Below are 19,797 nucleotides of genomic sequence, written 5' to 3' on the forward strand. Positions count from 1 at the left end.
GGGTGCCGGTAGGCGACTCAGCGGACGCGACCGGGTACCGGCAGGCGACTCAGCGGACGCGAGCGGGTACCGGCAGACGGTTCGGCGGACGCGACCGAGTACCGGCAGACAGTTCGGCGGACGCGACCGGGTACCGGCAGGCGACTCAGCGGACGCGAGCGGGTACCGGCAAGCGGCCGGGCGGATCAGTGGCCGGCTGGCTCACCTTACATCCCGGACAAGCCGTACAAGCCGTACATACGCGCTGCCGCCGCGGCGAAACGCTCCCGCAGCTCCGGCGGCGCCAGCACTTCCGCCTCCGGCCCGAGGCCGAGCAGCTGGCTGTAGGCGACGTCCAGGGACTCGACGGGCAGGGTGACGGTGATCCGGCCCTGCTCGTCGGGTCCGCCCGCCTGCTCCGCCCTCTCCACGGCCTCCTCGGCGGCGGCGCGGTCGGTGACGTGCCGCAGCTGCCGGGCGCCCGCGGGCGTCAGCCGTACGACCACCTCGTCGCGCAGGATCGAGCGGGCGAACTGGGCGGCCCGCTCCGCCCAGAAGGCGGGCAGGTCGAAGTCCGGGTCGCGGGTGAAGCGGTCGTCGAGAGGGGTGACGGAGGTGAAGCGGTCGATGCGGTACACCCGTACGTCCTCACCGGCCCGTGCCGCCAGGTACCAGACGCCCGCCTTGAGGACCAGCCCGTACGGCTCCAACTCCCGCTCCACCTCGGTGTCCTTGCGGCGGTAGCGGGCGGCCACGCGCCGGTCGTCCCAGACCGCGTCCGCGACGGCGGGCAGCAGTTCCGGGGTGGCCGGTTCGCGGTACCAGGCGGGCGCGTCGAGGTGGAAGCGCTGGGCGGCGCCGTCCGCGGCGTCCCGCAGCTCGGGCAGCAGTGCCGCGGAAACCTTCAGGCGGGCGGCGGAGGCGGCGTCCGCGAGCCCCATGTCGCGCAGCGCGGCGGGCACGCCGGACAGGAACAGGGCCTCCGCCTCGCTGCGGCCGAGGCCGGTCAGCCGGGTGCGGTAGCCGCCGACGAGGCGGTAGCCGCCGGCCCGCCCGCGGTCCGCGTAGACCGGCACCCCGGCCTCGGAGAGGGAGAGCACGTCCCGGGCGACCGTACGCTCCGAGACCTCCAGCTCCCGCGCCAGCTCGGCGGCCGTCATCGACGGGCGGGACTGGAGCAGCAGCACCATTCTGATCAGCCGGGCAGCACGCATGGCTGCATCATGCCGTGCGGGGTGACCGGGCGGCGGACCGTTTCCCCGGCGGCACACGGCACGTACGGAGCAGGGCGCGGCCCACGAGGAGCCGCGCCCGACGAAGATCCCGTGCGGAGTACCCCGGGCGCGGTTGAGGTGGTCTCCGCACGGGAGCGGGGGGCGCCGGGCGGAGCCGGCGCGAGGGGCGGACGCGGCGGGCGGTCCGCCCGCCGCGTCCCGAGGGGCTCACAGCCCGTACCGCTCCTTGGCCTCCTTGACCGTCTCCGCCTTCACGTCGCCGCGGCGGGACAGTGCGGCCAGGGCCTGCACCACGACCGACTGGGCGTCGACGCCGAAGTGGCGGCGGGCGGCCTCGCGGGTGTCGGAGAGGCCGAAGCCGTCGGTGCCGACGGAGGTCCAGTCCTGCTCGACCCACGGGGCGATCTGGTCCGGAACGGCACGCATCCAGTCGCTGACCGCCACGACCGGGCCGGGGGCGCCGGCCAGCGCGCGGGTCACGTACGGGACGCGGTCCTCGCCCTCCAGGCGGGCGGCGTCGCACTCCAGCGCGTCGCGGCGCAGCTCCGTCCAGGACGGTGCCGACCAGACGTCCGCCGCCACGCCCCAGTCGCGGGCCAGGATCTCCTGGGCCTCCAGGATCCAGTGGATGGCGGTGCCGGAGGCCAGCAGCTGGAGGCGCGGCGCGTCGTCGGCGGCGGGCCCGGCCTCCTTGAAGCGGTAGAGGCCCTTGAGAATGCCTTCCTCGATGCCCTCGCGCGCCGGCATGGCGGGCTGCACCTTGGTCTCGTTGTAGACCGTGAGGTAGTAGAAGACGTCCTCCGCGTCCGGGCCGTACATCCGGCGCAGACCCTCCTTGACGATCACCGCGACCTCGTACGCGAACGCCGGGTCGTAGGAGAGCGCCGCCGGGTTGGTGGAGGCGATCAGGTGCGAGTGGCCGTCCGCGTGCTGGAGGCCCTCACCGGTCATCGTCGTACGGCCGGCCGTGGCGCCGATGACGAAGCCGCGGCCCAGCTGGTCGGCGAGCGCCCAGAACTGGTCGGCGGTGCGCTGCCAGCCGAACATCGAGTAGAAGATGTAGAACGGGATCATCGGCTCGCCGTGGGTGGCGTACGAGGTCGCCGCCGCGGTGAAGTCGGCCAGCGAACCGGCCTCCGTGATGCCCTCGTTGAGGATCTGGCCGTCCTTGGCTTCCTTGTAGTACAGGAGCTGGTCGCGGTCGACCGGGTCGTAGGTCTGGCCGACGGGGGAGTAGAGCCCGGCGGACGGGAACAGCGACTCCATACCGAACGTACGGGCCTCGTCGGGCACGACCGGCACCCAGCGCTTGCCGGTCTCCTTGTCCCGCATCAGGTCCTTGACCAGGCGCACGAACGCCATGGTGGTGGCGATCTCCTGCGAGCCGGAGCCCTTCTTCAGCGCGTCGAACGCCTTGTCGGCGGGCATCGGCAGCGGCTTGGCGACGACCTTGCGGGCCGGGGCCGGACCGCCGAGGGCGGCGCGGCGCTCGCGCAGGTACTCCATCTCGGGCGAGTTGGCGCCGGGGTGGGCGTACGGCACGACGTCCGCGTCCAGGGCGCTGTCCGGGATGGGCAGCTCCAGCAGGTCCCGCATGGCGCGGAACTGCTCGCCGGTGAGCTTCTTCATCTGGTGGTTGGCGTTGCGGGACTCGAAGCCCTCGCCGAGGGTGTAGCCCTTGACGGTCTGCGCCAGGATGACGGTCGGCGCGCCCTTGTGCTCGACGGCGGCCTTGTACGCGGCGTACACCTTGCGCGGCTCGTGGCCGGCGCGGGAGGTCTGGAACAGCTCCAGCAGCTTGGCGTCCGACAGGCCCTGGGCGATGCGGCCCAGCGACGGGTCGGAGCCGAAGAAGTGCTCGCGCAGGTAGGCGGCGTCGCGGGTGGCGTACGTCTGGAACTGGGCGTCCGGGGTCTCGCGCAGGCGGCGCAGCAGGGCGCCGTCGGTGTCCTGGGCGAAGATCTCGTCCCAGGCCCGGCCCCACAGGGACTTGACGACGTTCCAGCCCGCGGCGCGGAACTGGGCCTCCAGCTCCTGCACGATCTTGTAGTTGGGGCGGACCGGGCCGTCCAGGCGCTGGAGGTTGCAGTTGATGACGAAGGTCAGGTTGTCCAGGCCCTCGCGGCCGGCCAGCGCCAGTGCGGCCGTCGACTCGGGCTCGTCCATCTCGCCGTCACCGAGGAACGCCCACACGTGGGAGTTCGAGGTGTCCTTGATGCCGCGGTGCTCCAGGTAGCGGTTGAAGCGCGCCTGGTAGATCGCGGAGAGCGGGCCGAGACCCATGGAGACGGTGGGGAACTCCCACAGCCAGGGCAGGCGCCGCGGGTGCGGGTACGAGGGCAGGCCGTCACCGGCCGCCTCCTGGCGGAAGCGGTCGAGCTGGTCCTCGGTGAGGCGGCCTTCGAGGAAGGCGCGGGCGTAGATGCCGGGGGAGGCGTGGCCCTGGATGTAGAGCTGGTCGCCGCTTCCGTCGGCTTCCTTGCCGCGGAAGAAGTGCTGGAAACCGGTCTCGTAGAGCCAGGCCGCCGAGGCGAAGGTGGCGATGTGGCCGCCGAGGCCGAGGCGGGAGCCGCGGGTGACCATGGCGGCCGCGTTCCAGCGGTTCCACGCCGTGATCCGGGCCTCCATCGCCTCGTCACCCGGGAACTCGGGCTCGGCGGCGGTCGGGATGGTGTTGACGTAGTCGGTTTCCAGCGGCGCGAGGCCCGGGGCACCGGTGTGCTCCACGGCACGGCGCATCAGGTAGGCGGCGCGGTGCGGGCCGGCCGCCTTCGTGACGGCGTCCAGGGACTCGCGCCACTCGGCCGTCTCCTCCGGGTCGCGGTCCGGGACCTGGTCGAGCTGGCTGTACGGCATGCGCACGGGATCGGGCATGGGTGGCCCCTTTCCGGACGAAGGAGGTGAGGTGCGATGGGTGCTTGGCAGGCAGGGGTGTCGCGCCCCACCGACGACGATACGCCTCTGATCGATGATCGATCAACGCAAGTTGAAGGAAAAACCGCAGGTCGGCACCGGGTGCCAGCCTTTTAGGCACGGGGTGCCAGGTCACCTGCGGCTCAGAATCCAAGGCGATATGGCCGCGGACCTGCGGATTCAGGTCCGTGGCGGACGCCTGAGGACCTGAATCATCACACCCGTGGCGCGCAGCTCAGCACATGCGTCTTCAGCAGCTCGCCGATCCTCGGGTCGCGCCGCCGGAACGCGTCCACGATCTCCTGGTGGTCGCGCGCGTGGGAGCGCGGCTCCGGGCTGAACCAGCGGATGGAGAGCGTGGTCCACACCTCGACGCCCAGCGACTCCCAGGTGTGCAGCAGGACCGCGTTGCGGGCGGCCCGCACGATCTCCCGGTGGAAGGCGACCGTGTGCCGCACCTGCGCCTCGCCGTCGCCGTGCCGGTCCGCCTCGCACAGCGCCGCCACCTCCCGGTCCAGCGCCGCGGTGTCCTCCGCCAGCCGCCCGGCGGCCAGCTCCGCGGCCACCTGCTCCAGCCCGGCCCGCACCGGGTAGCTCTCCTTGAGGTCGTCGGCGGTGAGGTTCCGTACGCGTACGCCCTTGTTCGGGGCCGACTCGATCAGCTGGAGCGACTCCAGCTCGCGCAGGGCTTCGCGTACGGGTGTCTGGCTGACCGCCAGCTCGACCGCGATCCGCCGCTCCACGATCCGCTCGCCGGGCTGCCAGCGCCCGCTGACGATCCCTTCGAGGATGTGCTCGCGGATCTGCTCGCGGAGCGAATGGACGACGGGCGGGGTCATGAGGTGCTCCTTCAGAGCGGGTGGCAGGTGGCGGCCGGATCCCCGGGCCGACGGGCGGTACGGGGCCACCGCGGGAGGGCCATTATCCGTGGAACGAAAACGGGTCGGCCCCGGCTCGTACGAACTTGTACGAACCGGGGCCGACCCTGCACACCTACGGGGTGGCTACCGTGCTCAGAGACCGATCTCGGTCTCGAACTCGCCGGCCTCCAGGATCTGCTTGACCGTCGTCAGGTAACGGGCCGCGTCGGCACCGTCCACCAGGCGGTGGTCGTAGGAGAGCGCCAGGTAGGTCATGTGGCGCACGGCGATGGTCTCGCCCAGCTCCGGGTGGTCCACGACCACCGGGCGCTTGACGGTGGCGCCGATGCCCAGGATGCCGACCTGGTTCGGCGGCACGATGACCGTGTCGAACAGCGCACCGCGCGAGCCGGTGTTGCTGATCGTGAAGGTCGCGCCCGACATGTCGTCCGGGCTGATCTTGTTGGTGCGGACCTTGCCGGCCAGCTCCGCGGTCTTGCGGGCGATGCCGGCGATGTTCAGGTCGCCCGCGCCCTTGATGACCGGGGTCATCAGGCCCTTCTCCGCGTCCACCGCGATACCGATGTTCTCGGTGTCGAAGTAGGTGATCGTGCCCTCGTCCTCGTTGATCCGGGCGTTGACGACCGGGTGGGCCTTCAGCGCCTGGACGGCGGCCTTGACGAAGAACGGCATCGGCGAGAGCTTGACGCCCTCACGCTGCGCGAAGGCGTCCTTGGCCTTGTTGCGCATCCGCATGATCTTGGTGATGTCCACCTCGACCACGGAGGTCAGCTGCGCCTGGCCGTGCAGGGCCTTCATCATGTTGTCGCCGATGACCTTGCGCATCCGCGGCATCTTCACCGTCTGGCCACGCAGCGGCGACGCCTCGATGGCCGGGGCCTTCGACGTGGCGGCCGGGGCGGCGGCAGCCGGAGCGGCCTGCTTGGCGGCCTCGGCGGCGGCGATGACGTCCTGCTTGCGGATGCGGCCACCGACGCCGGTGCCCTTGACCGTGGCCAGGTTGACGCCGTTCTCCTGGGCCAGCTTGCGGACCAGCGGAGTGACGTACGCGGCGTCCGCCTCACCCGCGGCCGGGGCCGGGGTGACGGGGGCGGCGGCCGGAGCCGGCGCCGGGGCCGGAGCGGCGGGGGCCGGGTCCGGGGCGGGGGTGGTGACCTGCTGCGGCGCGGGGGCCGAGGGGGCCTGCGGAGCCGGAGCCGGGGCCTCCTGCTTGGGAGCCTCCTGCTTCGGGGCCTCCTGGGCGGGGGCCGGAGCCGGGGCGGCGGGGGCCTCGGCCTGGGCCGGGGCAGCGCCCTTCTGGCCGATGACGGCGAGCTTGGCGCCGACCTCGGCGGTCTCGTCCTCACCCACCAGGATCTCCAGCAGGGTGCCGGCGGCGGGGGCGGGGATCTCGGTGTCGACCTTGTCGGTGGAGACCTCCAGCAGCGGCTCGTCCTCGGCCACCTCCTCGCCGACCTCCTTGAGCCAGCGGGTGACGGTGCCCTCGGTGACGCTCTCGCCGAGCGCGGGGAGCAGAACGTCAGTGCCGGAGGCTCCAGTGGAGCCGGTGCTTGCACCGGAGCCCTGGGCGCCACCGGCCGGGGCCGCGGGGGCCTCCTGCCGGGGGGCTTCCTGGGCGGGGGCCGCAGCGGGCTCGGGCTGCGCCGGGGCCTCGGCGGGCGCCTCGGCCTGCGCCGGGGCGGACTCGGCCGCGGGCGCGCCGCTGCCGTCGTCGATGATCGCCAGCTCGGCGCCGACCTCGACGGTCTCGTCCTCGGCCACCTTGATGGAGGCCAGCACACCGGCGGCGGGGGCGGGGATCTCGGTGTCGACCTTGTCGGTCGACACCTCCAGCAGGGGCTCGTCGGCCTCTACGCGCTCACCCTCGGCCTTGAGCCAGCGGGTGACGGTGCCCTCGGTGACGCTCTCGCCGAGCGCCGGAAGGGTTACGGAAACCGCCATGGTTTCTCTTGCTCCTTACAGAAAGTGCGGATGTGGTCGCGCCCGGACCGGGATCAGTCGTGGGAGTGCAGAGGCTTGCCGGCCAGGGCCAGGTGGGCCTCGCCGAGCGCCTCGTTCTGCGTCGGGTGCGCGTGGATGAGCTGCGCAACCTCGGCCGGCAGGGCCTCCCAGTTGTAGACCAGCTGGGCCTCGCCGACCTGCTCGCCCATGCGGTCACCGACCATGTGGACGCCGACCACGGCACCGTCCTTGACCTGGACGAGCTTGATCTCGCCCGCGGTCTTGAGGATCTTGCTCTTGCCGTTGCCCGCGAGGTTGTACTTCAGAGCCACGACCTTGTCGGCACCGTACAGCTCCTTGGCCTTCGCCTCGGTGATGCCCACCGAAGCGACCTCCGGGTGGCAGTACGTGACGCGCGGCACGCCGTCGTAGTCGATCGGCACGGTCTTGAGACCGGCCAGCCGCTCCGCCACCAGGATGCCCTCGGCGAAGCCGACGTGCGCGAGCTGGAGAGTCGGGACGAGGTCGCCGACGGCCGAGATGGTCGGCACGTTGGTCTGCATGTACTCGTCGACCAGGACGTAGCCGCGGTCCATGGCGACCCCGGCCTCCTCGTAGCCCAGGCCCTGCGAGACCGGGCCGCGGCCGATGGCGACCAGCAGCACCTCGGCCTCGAAGGTCTTGCCGTCGGCCAGCGTGACCTTGACGCCGTCCTGGGTGTACTCGGCCTTGTCGAAGAAGGTGCCCAGGTTGAACTTGATGCCGCGCTTGCGGAAGGCCCGCTCCAGCAGCTTGGAGCTGTTCTCGTCCTCGACCGGGACGAGGTGCTTGAGGCCCTCGACGATGGTCACGTCGGTGCCGAAGGACTTCCACGCGGAGGCGAACTCGACGCCGATGACGCCGCCGCCCAGCACGATCGCGGACTTCGGCACGCGGTCCAGCTTCAGCGCGTGGTCCGAGGAGATGATCCGGTCGCCGTCGATGTTCAGGCCCGGCAGGGACTTCGGCACGGAGCCGGTCGCCAGCAGGATGTGGCGGCCCTGGACGCGCTGGCCGTTCACGTCGACGGAGGTCGGGGAGGACAGCCGGCCCTCACCCTCGATGTAGGTGACCTTGCGGGAGGCGACCAGGCCCTGCAGACCCTTGTACAGGCCCGAGATGACCTCGTCCTTGTACTTGTGGACGCCCTCGATGTCGATGCCCTCGAAGGAGGCCTTGACACCGAACTGGGCGGCCTCGCGAGCCTGGTCCGCGATCTCGCCGGCGTGCAGCAGGGCCTTGGTGGGGATGCAGCCGTTGTGCAGGCAGGTGCCGCCGAGCTTGTTCTTCTCGATCAGGGCGACGTCCAGGCCCAGCTGCGCCCCGCGCAGGGCAGCGGCGTAACCGCCGCTACCGCCTCCGAGGATCACTAGGTCGAAAACGGTGCTGGCGTCGTTCGCCACGTCACGTCCTCCATGCATGGGTACGCCGGAGCCGGTCGTCGGTGACCGGGCGGCGGCTGTTGATCGGCCGCTTCTTGGATCGGCCCTGGGTAAGGGGGGCCCTGTCCTGCCAAGAACCCATCTTCGCACTTGTTGAACGCGGGCGGGACGGCGGGCCGGGCTGTGGGACGGCACGATGGCCGTTCCCGGGGGTTGCGCTGGCGGTTACTCCGGCGTAGGCGCGTACGAATTTCGTCGAGGGCGAACACGTGGCACGCGGCCGCCGTGGCGACCGGCATACCCGCGCGTACGGCCCCGGGCGCCGGGCCCGGGGCCGTACCGTCACATCGGGAGCAACCCGTACGGGGTCAGCCGAGGTCGCCGTCGGCGGTGCGCTCGGCCAGGCCCACCAGGGTGCGGACCCCGGAGCCGGTGCCGCCCTTGGGGGTGTAGCCGAACGGCGCGCTCTCGTGGAAGGCCGGACCGGCGATGTCCAGGTGCGCCCACGGGATGCCCTCGCCGACGAACTCCTGGAGGAACACACCGGCCGACAGGCCGCCGCCGGCCCGCTCGCCGACGTTCTTCAGGTCGGCGATGGGGGAGTCCAGGGTCTTGCGCAGCTCGGACGGCATCGGCATCGGCCAGGACGGCTCGCCGGCCTCCTCCGCGATCTCGTGGATGCTCGCCCGGAAGGCGTCGTCGTTGGCCACGATCCCGAAGGTGCGGTTGCCCAGCGCCAGGACCATGGCGCCGGTCAGCGTGGCGACGTCCACGATCGCGTCCGGCTGCTCCTCGGAGGCGCGGGTGAGCGCGTCGGCCATCACCAGCCGGCCCTCGGCGTCGGTGTTCAGCACCTCGACGGTCTTGCCGTTGTACATGGTCAGCACGTCGCCGGGGCGCAGCGCGGCGCCGGACGGCATGTTCTCGGCCAGCGCCAGCCAGCCGGTGACGTTGACCCGCAGGCCCAGCCGGGCGGCGGCCACGACCGCGGCGAACACCGCGGCGGCGCCGCTCATGTCGCACTTCATGGTCTCGTTGTGGCCGGCCGGCTTCAGGGAGATGCCGCCCGAGTCGTAGGTGATGCCCTTGCCGACGAACGCCAGGGTCTTTTCGGCCTTCGCGTGGGTGTAGCCGATCCGCACCAGGCGCGGCGGGTTCTCCGAGCCCTGGCCGACGCCCATCAGGCCGCCGTAGCCGCCCTTCTTCAGGGCCCGCTCGTCGAGCACCTCGACCTTGAGGCCGAACTCCTTCGCGGCGGCCTGGGCCTGCGCGGCGAAGGCCTTCGGGGTGAGGTCGTTGGAGGGGGTGTTGATCAGGTCGCGGGCGCGGTTGACCTCGGCGGCCAGCGTCTGGGCCCGCTCGACGGCGGCCTTGTGGGCCTTGTCGCGCGGCTTGCCGCCGAGGATCGCCACCTCGGCCGGCGGCGCCGACCTGCCGTCGGCCTTCTTGGCGCCGCGGGCGGCCTTCGCGTCGCCGTTGCCGCGGTACGCGGTGAAGGCGTACGCGCCGAGCAGCGCGCCCTCGCCGATCGCCGCGACGGCCTCGGCGTCCTCCGCGGGCAGCGCGAAGGCGGCCTTCTTGCTGCCGGCCAGGGCGCGGGCGGCGGAGCCCGCGGCGCGGCGCAGCGCCTCGGCGTCGTACGCCGCGTCCTCGGCCGGGGCCTCGCCCAGGCCGACCGCCAGCACGACCGCGGCCTTCAGACCGGAGGCGGCGGGCAGCTTGGTCACCTCGCCCTCGGCGCCGCTCGCGCCGAGGGTCTCCAGTACGGCGGCGAGCCTGCCGTCGAACGCCTTGTCCACGGCCTCGGCGCCGGGGGCCAGCACGGCGCCCTTGGCGCCCTTGGCCACGCCGACGACAACGGCGTCCGCACGCAGCGTCGCGGCGGAGGATGTGCTGAGGGTCAGTGCAGTCACGGTGATGAAGGTCCTGTTCCGTCCGGGAATCCGTTCGCGCCCAGGGCGCTGCTGCGGCCGAGCCTACGCTTGGGCCCGCCGCCCGTGACCGCTTGATGCGGTATCGGCCGTCCTGTCACATCTTCACCACCCGTATCGCCGGCCCCAACGCGCCTCACCTGCGGGGGAGTTGCCGGTTTCGCGGGGAACATGGCCGGTTCGGCGTGCCGGGTTCCGCCGTCAATTCCCGTGCGACGAATGAGACGTGCGTCACAGTCGTGGTGACTGTGGGATACACGGCCTCGAACCTTCGCATGATGTGCACGAGCCTGCCCGGTGTGCTTCCGGAAGCAGGGGGACTTCCGGGGGGAAGGGACTGCGCCCATGGGCAGCAACGGCAAGACGCCGATCAGACCGGCCAGGATTCTCACGGCGCTCGCCACGGCGTTCGTCACCGCTCTGCCGCTGGCGGTGATGAGCACCCCCGCCGCGCAGGCGGCACCGGCCGCCGCCGACGTGGTGCCCCGCATCGACCTGCGGGTGCTCGTGGTCACCGACGGCGGCGACACCACCGACGCCATCACCAGCGAACTGCGCAGCCAGGGCATCCCGTACACGACCGTCGACCTGACGGCCGCCGGGCGCCCGGTGATCGACGCGGCGTTCCTCAGCGACACCGTGGACGGCCGGCCGCGCGCCAAGTTCCAGGGCGTGGTGCTGCCGAACGACAACCCCTTCGGCAGCGCCTCCTCCCCGGAGCTGGCGGCCCTGAAGGCGTACGAGACCACGTACAAGATCCCGCAGGTGGACGCCTACACCTACGCGCGGCCCGACGTCGGCCTGCGCACGCCCGACGAGGGCGGGTACGCCGGGGTGCTGGACGGCTTCGCCAGCCGCACCACCGAAGCGGGCAAGGCCGGACCCTTCGGCTACCTCAAGGGCGCGGTGCCCTTCGAGGACGCGGACCCGAAGGTCTCCGAGTCGTACGGCTACATCGCCCAGCCGGTCGCGAACCCGCCCGCGGGCGCCACGTTCACGACGTACCTGGACGCGGCGGTGCCGGGCGGCTCCGCGCGCGGCTCACTGATCGGCGAGTACGCCCGCGACGGCCGCCGGGAGCTGGTCGTCACCTTCGCGCAGAATCGTTACCAGCAGCAGTTCCGCCTCCTCGCCCGGGGCATCGTGGACTGGCTGACGCAGGGCGTCCACCTGGGCCAGAGCCGCAACTACTTCTCCGTACAGGTCGACGACGTCTTCGCGCCGGACTCCCGCTGGGACACCAAGAACAACTGCACCCCCGGGGACTTCGACTGCCCGCCGGGCGTGCCGGACACCGCGCAGATCCGGATGACCGAGGCGGACGCCGCGTACGCCGCCCAGTGGCAGCGTGAGCGTGGCTACCAGCTCGACATGGTCTACAACGCGGGCTCCGGCGAGGAGTGGAAGGCGGAGCACGGCGGCGTGGACCGGCTGGCCGACCGGCTGCTGGCCGACAAGGCCGCCTACCGCTGGGTCAACCACACCTACACCCACCCCTTCCTCGGCTGTGTGCAGGACACCTCGACCGTGCCCTGGCGCTGCGCCAAGGACTGGTTCGGCGCGACCCGGTGGGTGAGCCGCAGCGAGATCACCGCGGAGATCGAGAAGAACCACGCCTGGGGTGTGGCCAAGGGCCTGGACGTGGACGCCTCGGAGCTGGTCACCGGCGAGCACTCCGGTCTGAAGTCGACGCCGCAGCAGCCGCAGGACAACCCCAACCTCGCCCCGGCGCTCACCGCCACCGGCGTCAAGTGGCTCGCCAGCGACAACTCGCGGGAATCCGCGCAGCGGCAGGCCGGCCCGGCGCTGACGGTGCCGCGCTACCCGATGAACGTGTTCTACAACGCGGCGACGGCGGCCGAGGAGACCGACGAGTACAACTGGATCTACACCAGCAAGGCCGACGGCGGCAGCGGGATCTGCGAGACCGACCCCAACTCCACCTGCCTGCCCGCGCCCTTGCCGACCTCCACCGGCTACGCCTCGTACATCGTCCCGCTGGAGGCGCGCACCGCTCTCGGGCATGCTCTGGCCAACGATCCGCGCCCGCACTACATCCACCAGTCGAACCTCGCCGAGGACCGGATCGCCTATCCGGTTCTGGACAAAGTTCTGGCCGACTATCGCGGCTTCTTCGCCGACGACACGCCGGTCGTCAACCAGCGCCACCGCGACATCGGGCGTGAGATGCAGCAGCGAGCGGCCTGGCAGAAGGCCCTGGACGCCGGTTCGGTGACGGCGTACAGAATTGGCGACACTGTCACCATCACGTCGCCGGCCGGGGTGGCGGCTGCGGCTACGATGCCCGACGGAACCAGAACACAACTCCCGAATGGGACCGCGGATTTCGGCACTCGCTATGCCGGACGGGTATCGGAGTGGGCCACAGCACAGTCGCCCGGAGCGGCCATCACGCTCAAGCTTCCGACGACCGCCTGACGCGTCCCCGGCACCGCCCGGCCCGCCTGCCGGGTCCGGCGGGCCGGGACCGGGCGGCCGGCCCGTCGTGTACCCGCACCGCCGTTGCCGCCGTCCCCGACCGAGCCCTGCCCGCCCGCCCGCAGCACCACCCCGTGACGGCGCACCACGGCCACGCGCCCACCCCCGCAGCGCAGCCCGCGCGCGGCCGTACCCGCAGCACCGCACCACCACGCACCCGAACCACCGCACCACCTCGCACCGACGACACCGCACAGCTCCCGTCGCACAGACTCATCGCGCCCGCACCGACGCACCGGTGCAGCAGGGCGCACCCGTCTTCAGGCACCGGTACGGACGCGCGGGTACGGACGCCTCCGCTCCGGTGCCCGGCGGGCGTGCCCGCACACCGGCACCGGTCCACAGCACCGGCGTGCCCGCGTACGTCCCCGCAGTCCGCGCCCGCACGCCGCACCAGGCCGGCACGGCCGCCGGCCGCACCACCGCGCCCGTACGGTGCCCGCAGCACCCGCGCCCGCGCGCCCCACACCGCTCCACCCAGCACCTATGTTCCCGGGGGGGATTTGCCATGAACGCAACCCTGTACGAGGTCGGCAGCCGAAGTCCGCAGCCGGACGACGCGCCACAGCCCGGCCAGCATGTCACCATGCTGACCGAGGGCACCTATCCGCACGTCCACGGTGGCGTCTCCACCTGGTGCGACCAGCTCGTACGGGGCATGCCCGAGGTCCGCTTCAACGTCATCGCGCTCACCGGCAGCGGCCGGGAACCGGTGACCTGGGACCTGCCCCCGAACGTCTACGCGCAGTCCTCGGTGCCGATGTGGGGCCCGCCGCCGGGCCGCCGCACCGCCGGGCTCCGGGGCCGCGAGCGCCGTCGCTTCGTCGACACCTACGAGCGCTTCCTGCTCTCCATGCTCGACCCGCAGTCCTGCACCGACTTCGGCACCGAGCTGTACGCCCTCGCCGCGCTCGCCCGCGAAGGGCGGCTCAGCGCCGCGCTGCGCACCGAGACCGCGCTGCGCTCCCTGATGTGGATCTGGACCCTGCCGCACGTCGCCACGCGCGCCGCCGAACCCACCGTCCACGACGCGCTGACCGCCACCGACCTGCTGGAACACGCGCTGCGCCCGCTGGCCGTACGGATACCGGAGGACAGCGTCGCGCACGCGGTCAGCAACGGGCTGGCCTGCCTGCCCGCGCTCGTGGCCAAGGAGTTCGACGAGGTGCCGTTCCTGCTCACCGAGCACGGCATCTACCTGCGGGAACGTTACCTCGGCTATCGCCGCGACGCCCAGCGCTGGCCCGTCAAGGCCCTGATGCTCGGCTTCTACCGGCAGCTGACGATCGAGAGCTATCGGGCCGCCGACCTGATCACCCCGTGCAACAAGTACAACACCCGCTGGGAGGAGCGCGGCGGCACCCCGCCCGAGAAGATACGGACCGTCTACAACGGCGTCGACGTGCAGCTCTTCCCGCACGCCGAACAGGAGCCGGACGAGCCGACGCTGAGCTGGGCCGGGCGCATCGACCCGATCAAGGACCTGGAGACCCTCATCCGCGCCTACGCGCTGTGCCGCGCCGAGGTCCCCAACCTGCGGCTGCGGCTGTTCGGCGGGGTGCCGGCCGGCGGCGAGGCGTACAAGACCCGGTGCGAGAAGCTGGCCGCCTCGCTCGGCGTGACCGACGGGCTCAGCTGGGAGGGGCGCATCGACGACGTGGCCCGCGCCTACGCCGCCGGCAGCATCGTCATGCTCTCCAGCATCTCCGAGGGCTTCCCGTTCAGCCTGATAGAGGCCATGTCCTGCGGCCGTTCGACGGTGTCGACCGATGTCGGCGGGGTGCGCGAGGCGGTGGGCGACACCGGGCTCGTGGTCCCGCCCCGGGAACCGGAGGCGATGGCCAAGGCCACCCTCGAACTCCTCAAGGGCGGCTGGGAGAAGCGCGCCGAACTCGGCAGCCGGGCCCGGCAGCGGGTGATCGACCAGTTCACGCTGCGCCGCTCGGTCGACGGCTTCCGCACCATCTACCGGGAACTCGACGGCGCCGACCGGCAGGCGCAGGAGGCGCCGGAATCCCGGGAGGAGTGGACCCTCCAGCTGCGCGGCCCGTGGCGCGCCCCGCTCGCCGCTGACGGGGGCGGCTGGTGAGCGGTCCGCTGTGGCTCGTACCGGGGGAGGGCAAGGACCGTACGGACGACCTGCCGGACGTGCCCCGTCCGCAGCGACCGCACTGGGCCGCGCCCGACCCGGTCGACGAACTCGCCGGCCGCATGGGCGATCTGATCGCCGCCGCCGTCCACCCCGACGAGATCGCCGCGATCATCGAGTCCGACGGCATGAGCGACGACCAGATCAAGCTCACCTACGGGCGCGAGAACTCCTTCGCCCTCGCCGAGGAACTGTACGAGCGCGTTCCGCGCCGCTACCCGGAACCGGACCGCGCGCTCACCGACCCCTGGCGGGTCAGCCTGCTCGGCTGCCTGCTGCGCGCCCTGGTCTTCGCCCTGCCCGGCCTCGCCTACGTCGTCGGCTCCCACCTGCTGTCCGGGCCGCCGGACTCCCGCGGGCTGCCCGCCGGCACCCTTCCGCTGCTGGCGGGCGCCCTGGCCGGCTGGGTGTGGAACCAGGCGCTCGCCCACCGCGCGTACTCCTGGCTGGGGCTGGGCGAACGGTGGCCCGCCGCCCGCTCGCTGGCCGTCGGCGCGCCGCTGGGCGCGCTGTTCGGGGCGGGCGTCGCCTGGGCGGTCGGTGCCGCCGACGCGGACGCCCCCGGCGCGGTGGCCTTCGCCGCCGGCCAGGCGGTCTACCTCGGCGCCGCGACCACCCTGCTCGTCTTCGGCCGGGAGCGGTGGCTGCTGTGCGCGCTGGCCCCGGTCGGACTCGGCGCCGCGCTGATGGCGGTGTACGTACCGCCCGACGCCGTACGGGAAGGGCTGCTCGTGCTGTCGCTCGGCGCCGCCCTCGCGCTGGCCGCCGTCACCGTGTGGCGCTGCCGCCGCGAGCCCCGGCACGACGGGCCCGCGCCGCGCGCGGTGGCCTCCGTGCCGTACGGGCTGTTCGGTCTGGCCATCGGCGTCCTGGTGCTGCACACGGCGCTCGGCGACGTCCTGCGGTACGGGGCGCACGCCGAGGTCGCGGCGCCCGCGGCGGTGGCCCTCACGCTCAGCATGGGCCCGGCCGAATGGCTGCTGTACCGCTACCGCAGCCGGGCCGTGGCCGGGCTGCGCGCCAGTACCACCTTCGCCGCGTTCTGGCGCGCCACCTCCGGCGCGCTGGCCCGCTGCCTGGCCTGCTACCTCGTGGTGCTCGCGCTGCTCGGCGGCGTCGGGAGCCTGGTGTGGCGGCAGGGGCCGCCGATGGACTGGGCGCACGCGCTGGGGCTGCTGTGCCTGGGCACGGTGCTGTGGACCGCGCTGCTCCTCCAGGCGTTCGGGGCGGTGCCGGTCGCGGCGGCGGTGTGCGGCCTGGCCGCGATCGCGCAAACGGTCCTCCTGCTGGCCGGCCCGCTGTCCCCGGCCGTGGCCCAGCTGATCGTCTGCGGGGCGGCCGCGCTCGTTCTGGGCGGGCTGGTCTCGGTGCTGCTGGGGCGGGCCACGGCGCATCGCTGAGGGGGCGGCGGCCGGTCGACGCTCGTACGCCTGCACGTCAGGTCCAGTGCCGGTTCCCCCGTACGCCTGCACGTCAGGTCGGTGCCGGGTCCCCGCACCGTGGCCCGACGGGCGGGCGTCCCCGGTCCGGGCCCCGCTCTTGGCCGGTAACCGGGGTACCCGGTCCGCGTGCCGTGGCCGGTACTCGTATCCTCAGCATCTCGTCCCGTTCCCGACAGGAGCCCACGAACCATGACCCGGCCGTCCTCGCGACAGCCCCGTCCGGCCTCCCGGCAGCTGCTGGTCCCCCTCTACGAGCACCCGGCCGAACGCCCGGACGCCTGGCGGCGGCTGATCGCGGCGGCGCCCGACCTCTACGGCGTGGTGCTCAACCCGGCCAGCGGCCCCGGCACCGCACCCGACCCGCACTTCGCCGAGGTCGCCGGGCGGTTACGGGAGGCGGGCGTACGCGTCCTCGGCTACACGGACACCGACTACGGGCGCCGCCCGCACGCGGCCGTCGCTCAGGACCTGTTGCGGCACCGCGACTGGTACGGCGCCGACGGCGCGTTCTTCGACCAGGCCGCCGCCGACGCCGGTCTCCTCGCCCACTACAGCCGTCTGACGGTCGCCGCGCGCGCCGCCGGGGCCGGCACCGTCGTCCTCAACCACGGCCTCCACCCGCACCCCCGCTATCTCGACTTCGCCGACCTCCTGGTCACCTTCGAGAACAGCTGGGCGGCGTACGAGAACGCCGAGATCCCGGAGTGGACCGCCCACCACCCGCCCGAACGGTTCTGCCACCTCATCCACGGCCTCCCCGAGACCTGCGCGGAGGCCGCCGCCGAGCTGGCCCGGCAGCGCGGGGCCGCCGTGCACTGCGCCGTCCCCGGCACCGCGCCGCACCCCTGGGACGCCCTTCCCCCCTTCCTGGAGATCCCCCGATGACGTCCCCGCGCCTCCGCAAGAGACTGCTCCTCCTCTTCGGCCCGCTCCTGCTGGTCGCCACCGCCTGCTCCCAGATACCGTCCGGCCCGGACGGCAAGCCCAGTCACAGCGCGAGCCCCGGGGGCGGTACTCCGAGCAGCCCCGGCGGCGGTACGGGCAAGCCCCGACCCGTCTGGCACCCCGAACCCGGCATCGCCTGGCAGTGGCAGCTCACCGGCAAGCTCGACCTGTCCGTCGACGCGCCCGTCTACGACATCGACGGCTTCAAGAACGACGCCTCCACCGTCGCCGACCTCCACAAGCGCGGCCGCAAGGCCATCTGCTACATCAGCGTCGGCGCCCACGAGGACTTCCGCCCGGACGCCCGTCGGTTCCCCAAGGACGTCATCGGCGAGGAGAACGGCTGGGAGGGCGAGCGCTGGCTCGACATCCGCCGCCTGGACGTGCTGCGCCCGCTGATGGCGAAGCGCTTCGACATGTGCCGCGACAAGGGCTTCGACGCGGTCGAACCGGACAACGTGGACGGCTACAAGAACGACACCGGCTTCGACCTGACGGCCGACGACCAGCTCGCCTTCAACCGCATGATCGCCAAGCTGGCCCACGACCGCGGCCTGTCCGTCGGCCTCAAGAACGACCTCGACCAGATCCCCCAGCTCGTCGGCGACTTCGACTTCGCCGTCAACGAACAGTGCGCCCAGTACGACGAGTGCGCCAAGATGACCCCCTTCATCAAGGCCGACAAGGCCGTCTTCCACGTCGAATACGAACTCCAGGCCTCCCGCTTCTGCCGCAACTCCAAGAGCCTGGGGCTGAGCTCCATGCAGAAGCGTCTGCACTTGGATGCTTGGCGGGAGACCTGCTGAGACCGGGGGAGGAGCGCGGGCGGCTCACCCCACCGCCGACACCACCACCGCAACCACCCCCGTCACCTCCGCGATCGCGCCGAAGACGTCGCCGGTGATGCCGCCGAAGCGGTGGCGGCAGCGGCGCAGGGTGGCTTCTCCCGCGGCTAGGGCGAGGAGGACGGCGAGGGCTGCGTGGAGGGCTCCGTACATGTCCTGGAGGGCGCCGGTGGCCGCGGCGAGAGCGGTCACCGCCGCTCCCGCCGTCACCGCCCAGCGCAGCGGTACGGTGCCGGCCACCGCCGCCCCCAGGCCCTCGGGGCGGGCCGCCGGGACGCCGGTGCGGGCGGTGAGGGTGAGGGCGCAGCGGGCGGTGACGGCGGCGAGGGTGGCGGCTGCCGCGCCGTGGGTCCAGCTCTGTTCGTAGAGGCGGGACAGGGCGGCCACCTGTGCGAGCAGGGTGAACAGCAGCGTGATGACGCCGAACGGGCCGATGTCGGACTGCTTCATGATGCGCAGCGCGTCCTCGGCGGGCTTGCCGCTGCCCAGGCCGTCGGCGGTGTCGGCGAGTCCGTCCAGGTGCAGGCCGCGGGTGAGGGCGGCGGGGACGGCGGCCGTGGCGACGGCGGCGAGGAGGGGGCCGCTGCCGAGGAGGAGGAGAAGGGCGCCGAGGGCTGCCGAGGCCAGGCCGATCACGAGGCCCGCCACCGGCGCGCACAGCATGCCGCCGCGCGCCGCCGCCCGGTCCCAGCGGCGCAGCCGTACCGGCAGCACGGTCAGCGTGCCGAAGGCGAAACGCATGGCGTCCCCGAGGGTGGGGGAAGGCGGGGGGCCGGAGGAGGCGGCGGCGTCGTTCACCGCGGCAGGCTAACCCGGCTGTCGCGGACCGTACGGCGTAAATTGCCCCTATACGCGACAAATGGGGAGTGCGTGGCATGGGTCACTGGTGGTTCCGCAACATCATCGAGCCGGGGAAGCTGCCCCTGCTGCTGGCCCTCGTCTCCTTCGTGCTGACCTTCGCCGTGACCCGGATGATCACCCGGCTGATCCGGGCCGGGAAGGGCCCCTTCCGGAACATCTCGCCGGGGGGCCTGCACATCCACCATGTCGTGCCCGGTGTGGTGCTGATGGTCGTCGGCGGCTTCACCGCGCTGGCCGGCGGGCGCCACGGGTACGGGTCGGGGATCGCGGCGGTGCTGTTCGGGATGGGCGTCGGGCTGGTGCTGGACGAGTTCGCGCTGATCCTGCACCTGGACGACGTGTACTGGAGCGAGCAGGGCACCAAGAGCGTGGAGATCGTGATCGTCACCTTCGCGCTGGTGGCGCTGATCCTGGGAGGCGCGCTGCCGTTCGGGGTGAACGAACTGGACCCGGACGAGTTCCACAACCGCTTCCGGGTGGTGCGGACCGTGGGGATCAATTTCCTGTGCGCGCTGGTCGCCCTCTTCAAGGGCAAGGGGCGGATGGCGGTGATCGGGGTGTTCGTACCGTTCGTCGCGCTGTTCGGGGCCGTCCGGCTGGCGCGGCCGAACTCCCCCTGGGCGAAACGGTTCTACCGGCGGCGCCCCAAGGCCCGCGCCAAGGCGAAGGTGCGCGCCTTCCGGCACGACCGGCGCTGGAGCGGGCTGCGCCGCCGGGTCAACCACGTCATCGGTGGGGCACCGAACTCCTGAAGG

Annotated in this window: 13 protein-coding genes; 6 read left to right on the forward strand and 7 right to left on the reverse strand. The window is 72.6% G+C overall.

What is annotated here, in order from left to right; translation table 11 throughout:
* Positions 1-206 precede the first annotated feature (206 nt).
* The 6 genes from CP973_RS10540 to CP973_RS10565 form a co-directional block, all read right to left on the reverse strand.
* On the reverse strand, positions 207-1,193 hold the full coding sequence (locus CP973_RS10540) for a helix-turn-helix transcriptional regulator (protein ID WP_150239596.1): 987 nt from the start codon (positions 1,191-1,193) through the stop codon (positions 207-209).
* Between the two features lie 228 nt (positions 1,194-1,421).
* Positions 1,422-4,088, reverse strand: coding sequence for a pyruvate dehydrogenase (acetyl-transferring), homodimeric type (aceE, locus tag CP973_RS10545; protein WP_150239598.1), 2,667 nt, complete (start codon positions 4,086-4,088; stop codon positions 1,422-1,424).
* Positions 4,089-4,342: 254 nt separating this feature from the next.
* On the reverse strand, positions 4,343-4,966 hold the full coding sequence (locus tag CP973_RS10550; RefSeq protein ID WP_003983448.1) for a GntR family transcriptional regulator: 624 nt from the start codon (positions 4,964-4,966) through the stop codon (positions 4,343-4,345).
* A gap of 174 nt (positions 4,967-5,140) precedes the next feature.
* Positions 5,141-6,949 carry a 2-oxoglutarate dehydrogenase, E2 component, dihydrolipoamide succinyltransferase gene (sucB, locus tag CP973_RS10555; RefSeq protein WP_150239600.1) on the reverse strand — a complete coding sequence of 603 codons (1,809 nt, stop codon included), beginning with the start codon at positions 6,947-6,949 and terminating at the stop codon, positions 5,141-5,143.
* A gap of 53 nt (positions 6,950-7,002) precedes the next feature.
* On the reverse strand, positions 7,003-8,391 hold the full coding sequence (gene lpdA, locus CP973_RS10560) for a dihydrolipoyl dehydrogenase (RefSeq protein WP_053803748.1): 1,389 nt from the start codon (positions 8,389-8,391) through the stop codon (positions 7,003-7,005).
* 347 nt (positions 8,392-8,738) lie between these two features.
* A complete protein-coding gene (locus tag CP973_RS10565; protein ID WP_150239602.1) occupies positions 8,739-10,283 on the reverse strand; it encodes a leucyl aminopeptidase in 1,545 nt (514 codons plus the stop codon).
* Positions 10,284-10,646: 363 nt separating this feature from the next.
* Here CP973_RS10565 and CP973_RS10570 point away from each other — a divergent pair, with 363 nt between their 5' ends.
* From CP973_RS10570 to CP973_RS10590, 5 genes are all read left to right on the forward strand, one after another.
* A complete protein-coding gene (locus CP973_RS10570; RefSeq protein WP_150239604.1) occupies positions 10,647-12,740 on the forward strand; it encodes a hypothetical protein in 2,094 nt (697 codons plus the stop codon).
* 568 nt (positions 12,741-13,308) lie between these two features.
* Positions 13,309-14,889 carry a GT4 family glycosyltransferase PelF gene (gene pelF, locus CP973_RS10575; RefSeq protein WP_483025196.1) on the forward strand — a complete coding sequence of 527 codons (1,581 nt, stop codon included), beginning with the start codon at positions 13,309-13,311 and terminating at the stop codon, positions 14,887-14,889.
* Positions 14,886-16,349 carry a hypothetical protein gene (locus tag CP973_RS10580; RefSeq protein WP_150239606.1) on the forward strand — a complete coding sequence of 488 codons (1,464 nt, stop codon included), beginning with the start codon at positions 14,886-14,888 and terminating at the stop codon, positions 16,347-16,349. The genes pelF and CP973_RS10580 overlap by 4 nt, the downstream gene beginning before the upstream one ends.
* Positions 16,350-16,580: 231 nt before the next feature.
* The gene (locus CP973_RS10585; RefSeq protein ID WP_150239608.1) at positions 16,581-17,276 is read left to right on the forward strand and encodes a spherulation-specific family 4 protein; all 696 of its coding nucleotides are present in this window, start codon (positions 16,581-16,583) and stop codon (positions 17,274-17,276) included.
* Positions 17,273-18,142 carry an endo alpha-1,4 polygalactosaminidase gene (locus CP973_RS10590; RefSeq protein WP_150239610.1) on the forward strand — a complete coding sequence of 290 codons (870 nt, stop codon included), beginning with the start codon at positions 17,273-17,275 and terminating at the stop codon, positions 18,140-18,142. Before CP973_RS10585 ends, CP973_RS10590 begins: the two co-directional genes overlap by 4 nt.
* Positions 18,143-18,166: 24 nt before the next feature.
* On the opposite strand, the gene CP973_RS10595 is transcribed toward CP973_RS10590, so the two are convergent.
* Positions 18,167-18,922, reverse strand: a complete 756-nt coding sequence (locus tag CP973_RS10595) for an adenosylcobinamide-GDP ribazoletransferase (RefSeq protein WP_150243419.1) — start codon at positions 18,920-18,922, stop codon at positions 18,167-18,169.
* 134 nt (positions 18,923-19,056) lie between these two features.
* On the opposite strand from CP973_RS10595, the gene CP973_RS10600 reads away from it, so the two are divergent.
* Complete coding sequence (locus CP973_RS10600) at positions 19,057-19,794, forward strand: hypothetical protein (protein ID WP_150239612.1); 738 nt, start codon at positions 19,057-19,059, stop codon at positions 19,792-19,794.
* The last annotated feature ends 3 nt before the right edge of the window (positions 19,795-19,797 follow it).

Source organism: Streptomyces albofaciens JCM 4342 (genome assembly GCF_008634025.1).
GTDB lineage: Bacteria > Actinomycetota > Actinomycetes > Streptomycetales > Streptomycetaceae > Streptomyces > Streptomyces albofaciens.

Bases quoted from the DNA above. Each gene is read 5' to 3' on its own strand.
- CP973_RS10540 (WP_150239596.1), bottom strand. From the start codon at position 1,193: ATGCGTGCTGCCCGGCTGATCAGAATGGTGCTGCTGCTCCAGTCCCGC.
- aceE (WP_150239598.1), bottom strand. From the start codon at position 4,088: ATGCCCGATCCCGTGCGCATGCCGTACAGCCAGCTCGACCAGGTCCCG.
- CP973_RS10550 (WP_003983448.1), bottom strand. From the start codon at position 4,966: ATGACCCCGCCCGTCGTCCATTCGCTCCGCGAGCAGATCCGCGAGCAC.
- sucB (WP_150239600.1), bottom strand. From the start codon at position 6,949: ATGGCGGTTTCCGTAACCCTTCCGGCGCTCGGCGAGAGCGTCACCGAG.
- CP973_RS10570 (WP_150239604.1), top strand. From the start codon at position 10,647: ATGGGCAGCAACGGCAAGACGCCGATCAGACCGGCCAGGATTCTCACG.
- pelF (WP_483025196.1), top strand. From the start codon at position 13,309: ATGAACGCAACCCTGTACGAGGTCGGCAGCCGAAGTCCGCAGCCGGAC.
- CP973_RS10585 (WP_150239608.1), top strand. From the start codon at position 16,581: ATGACCCGGCCGTCCTCGCGACAGCCCCGTCCGGCCTCCCGGCAGCTG.
- CP973_RS10590 (WP_150239610.1), top strand. From the start codon at position 17,273: ATGACGTCCCCGCGCCTCCGCAAGAGACTGCTCCTCCTCTTCGGCCCG.
- CP973_RS10595 (WP_150243419.1), bottom strand. From the start codon at position 18,922: ATGCGTTTCGCCTTCGGCACGCTGACCGTGCTGCCGGTACGGCTGCGC.
- CP973_RS10600 (WP_150239612.1), top strand. From the start codon at position 19,057: ATGGGTCACTGGTGGTTCCGCAACATCATCGAGCCGGGGAAGCTGCCC.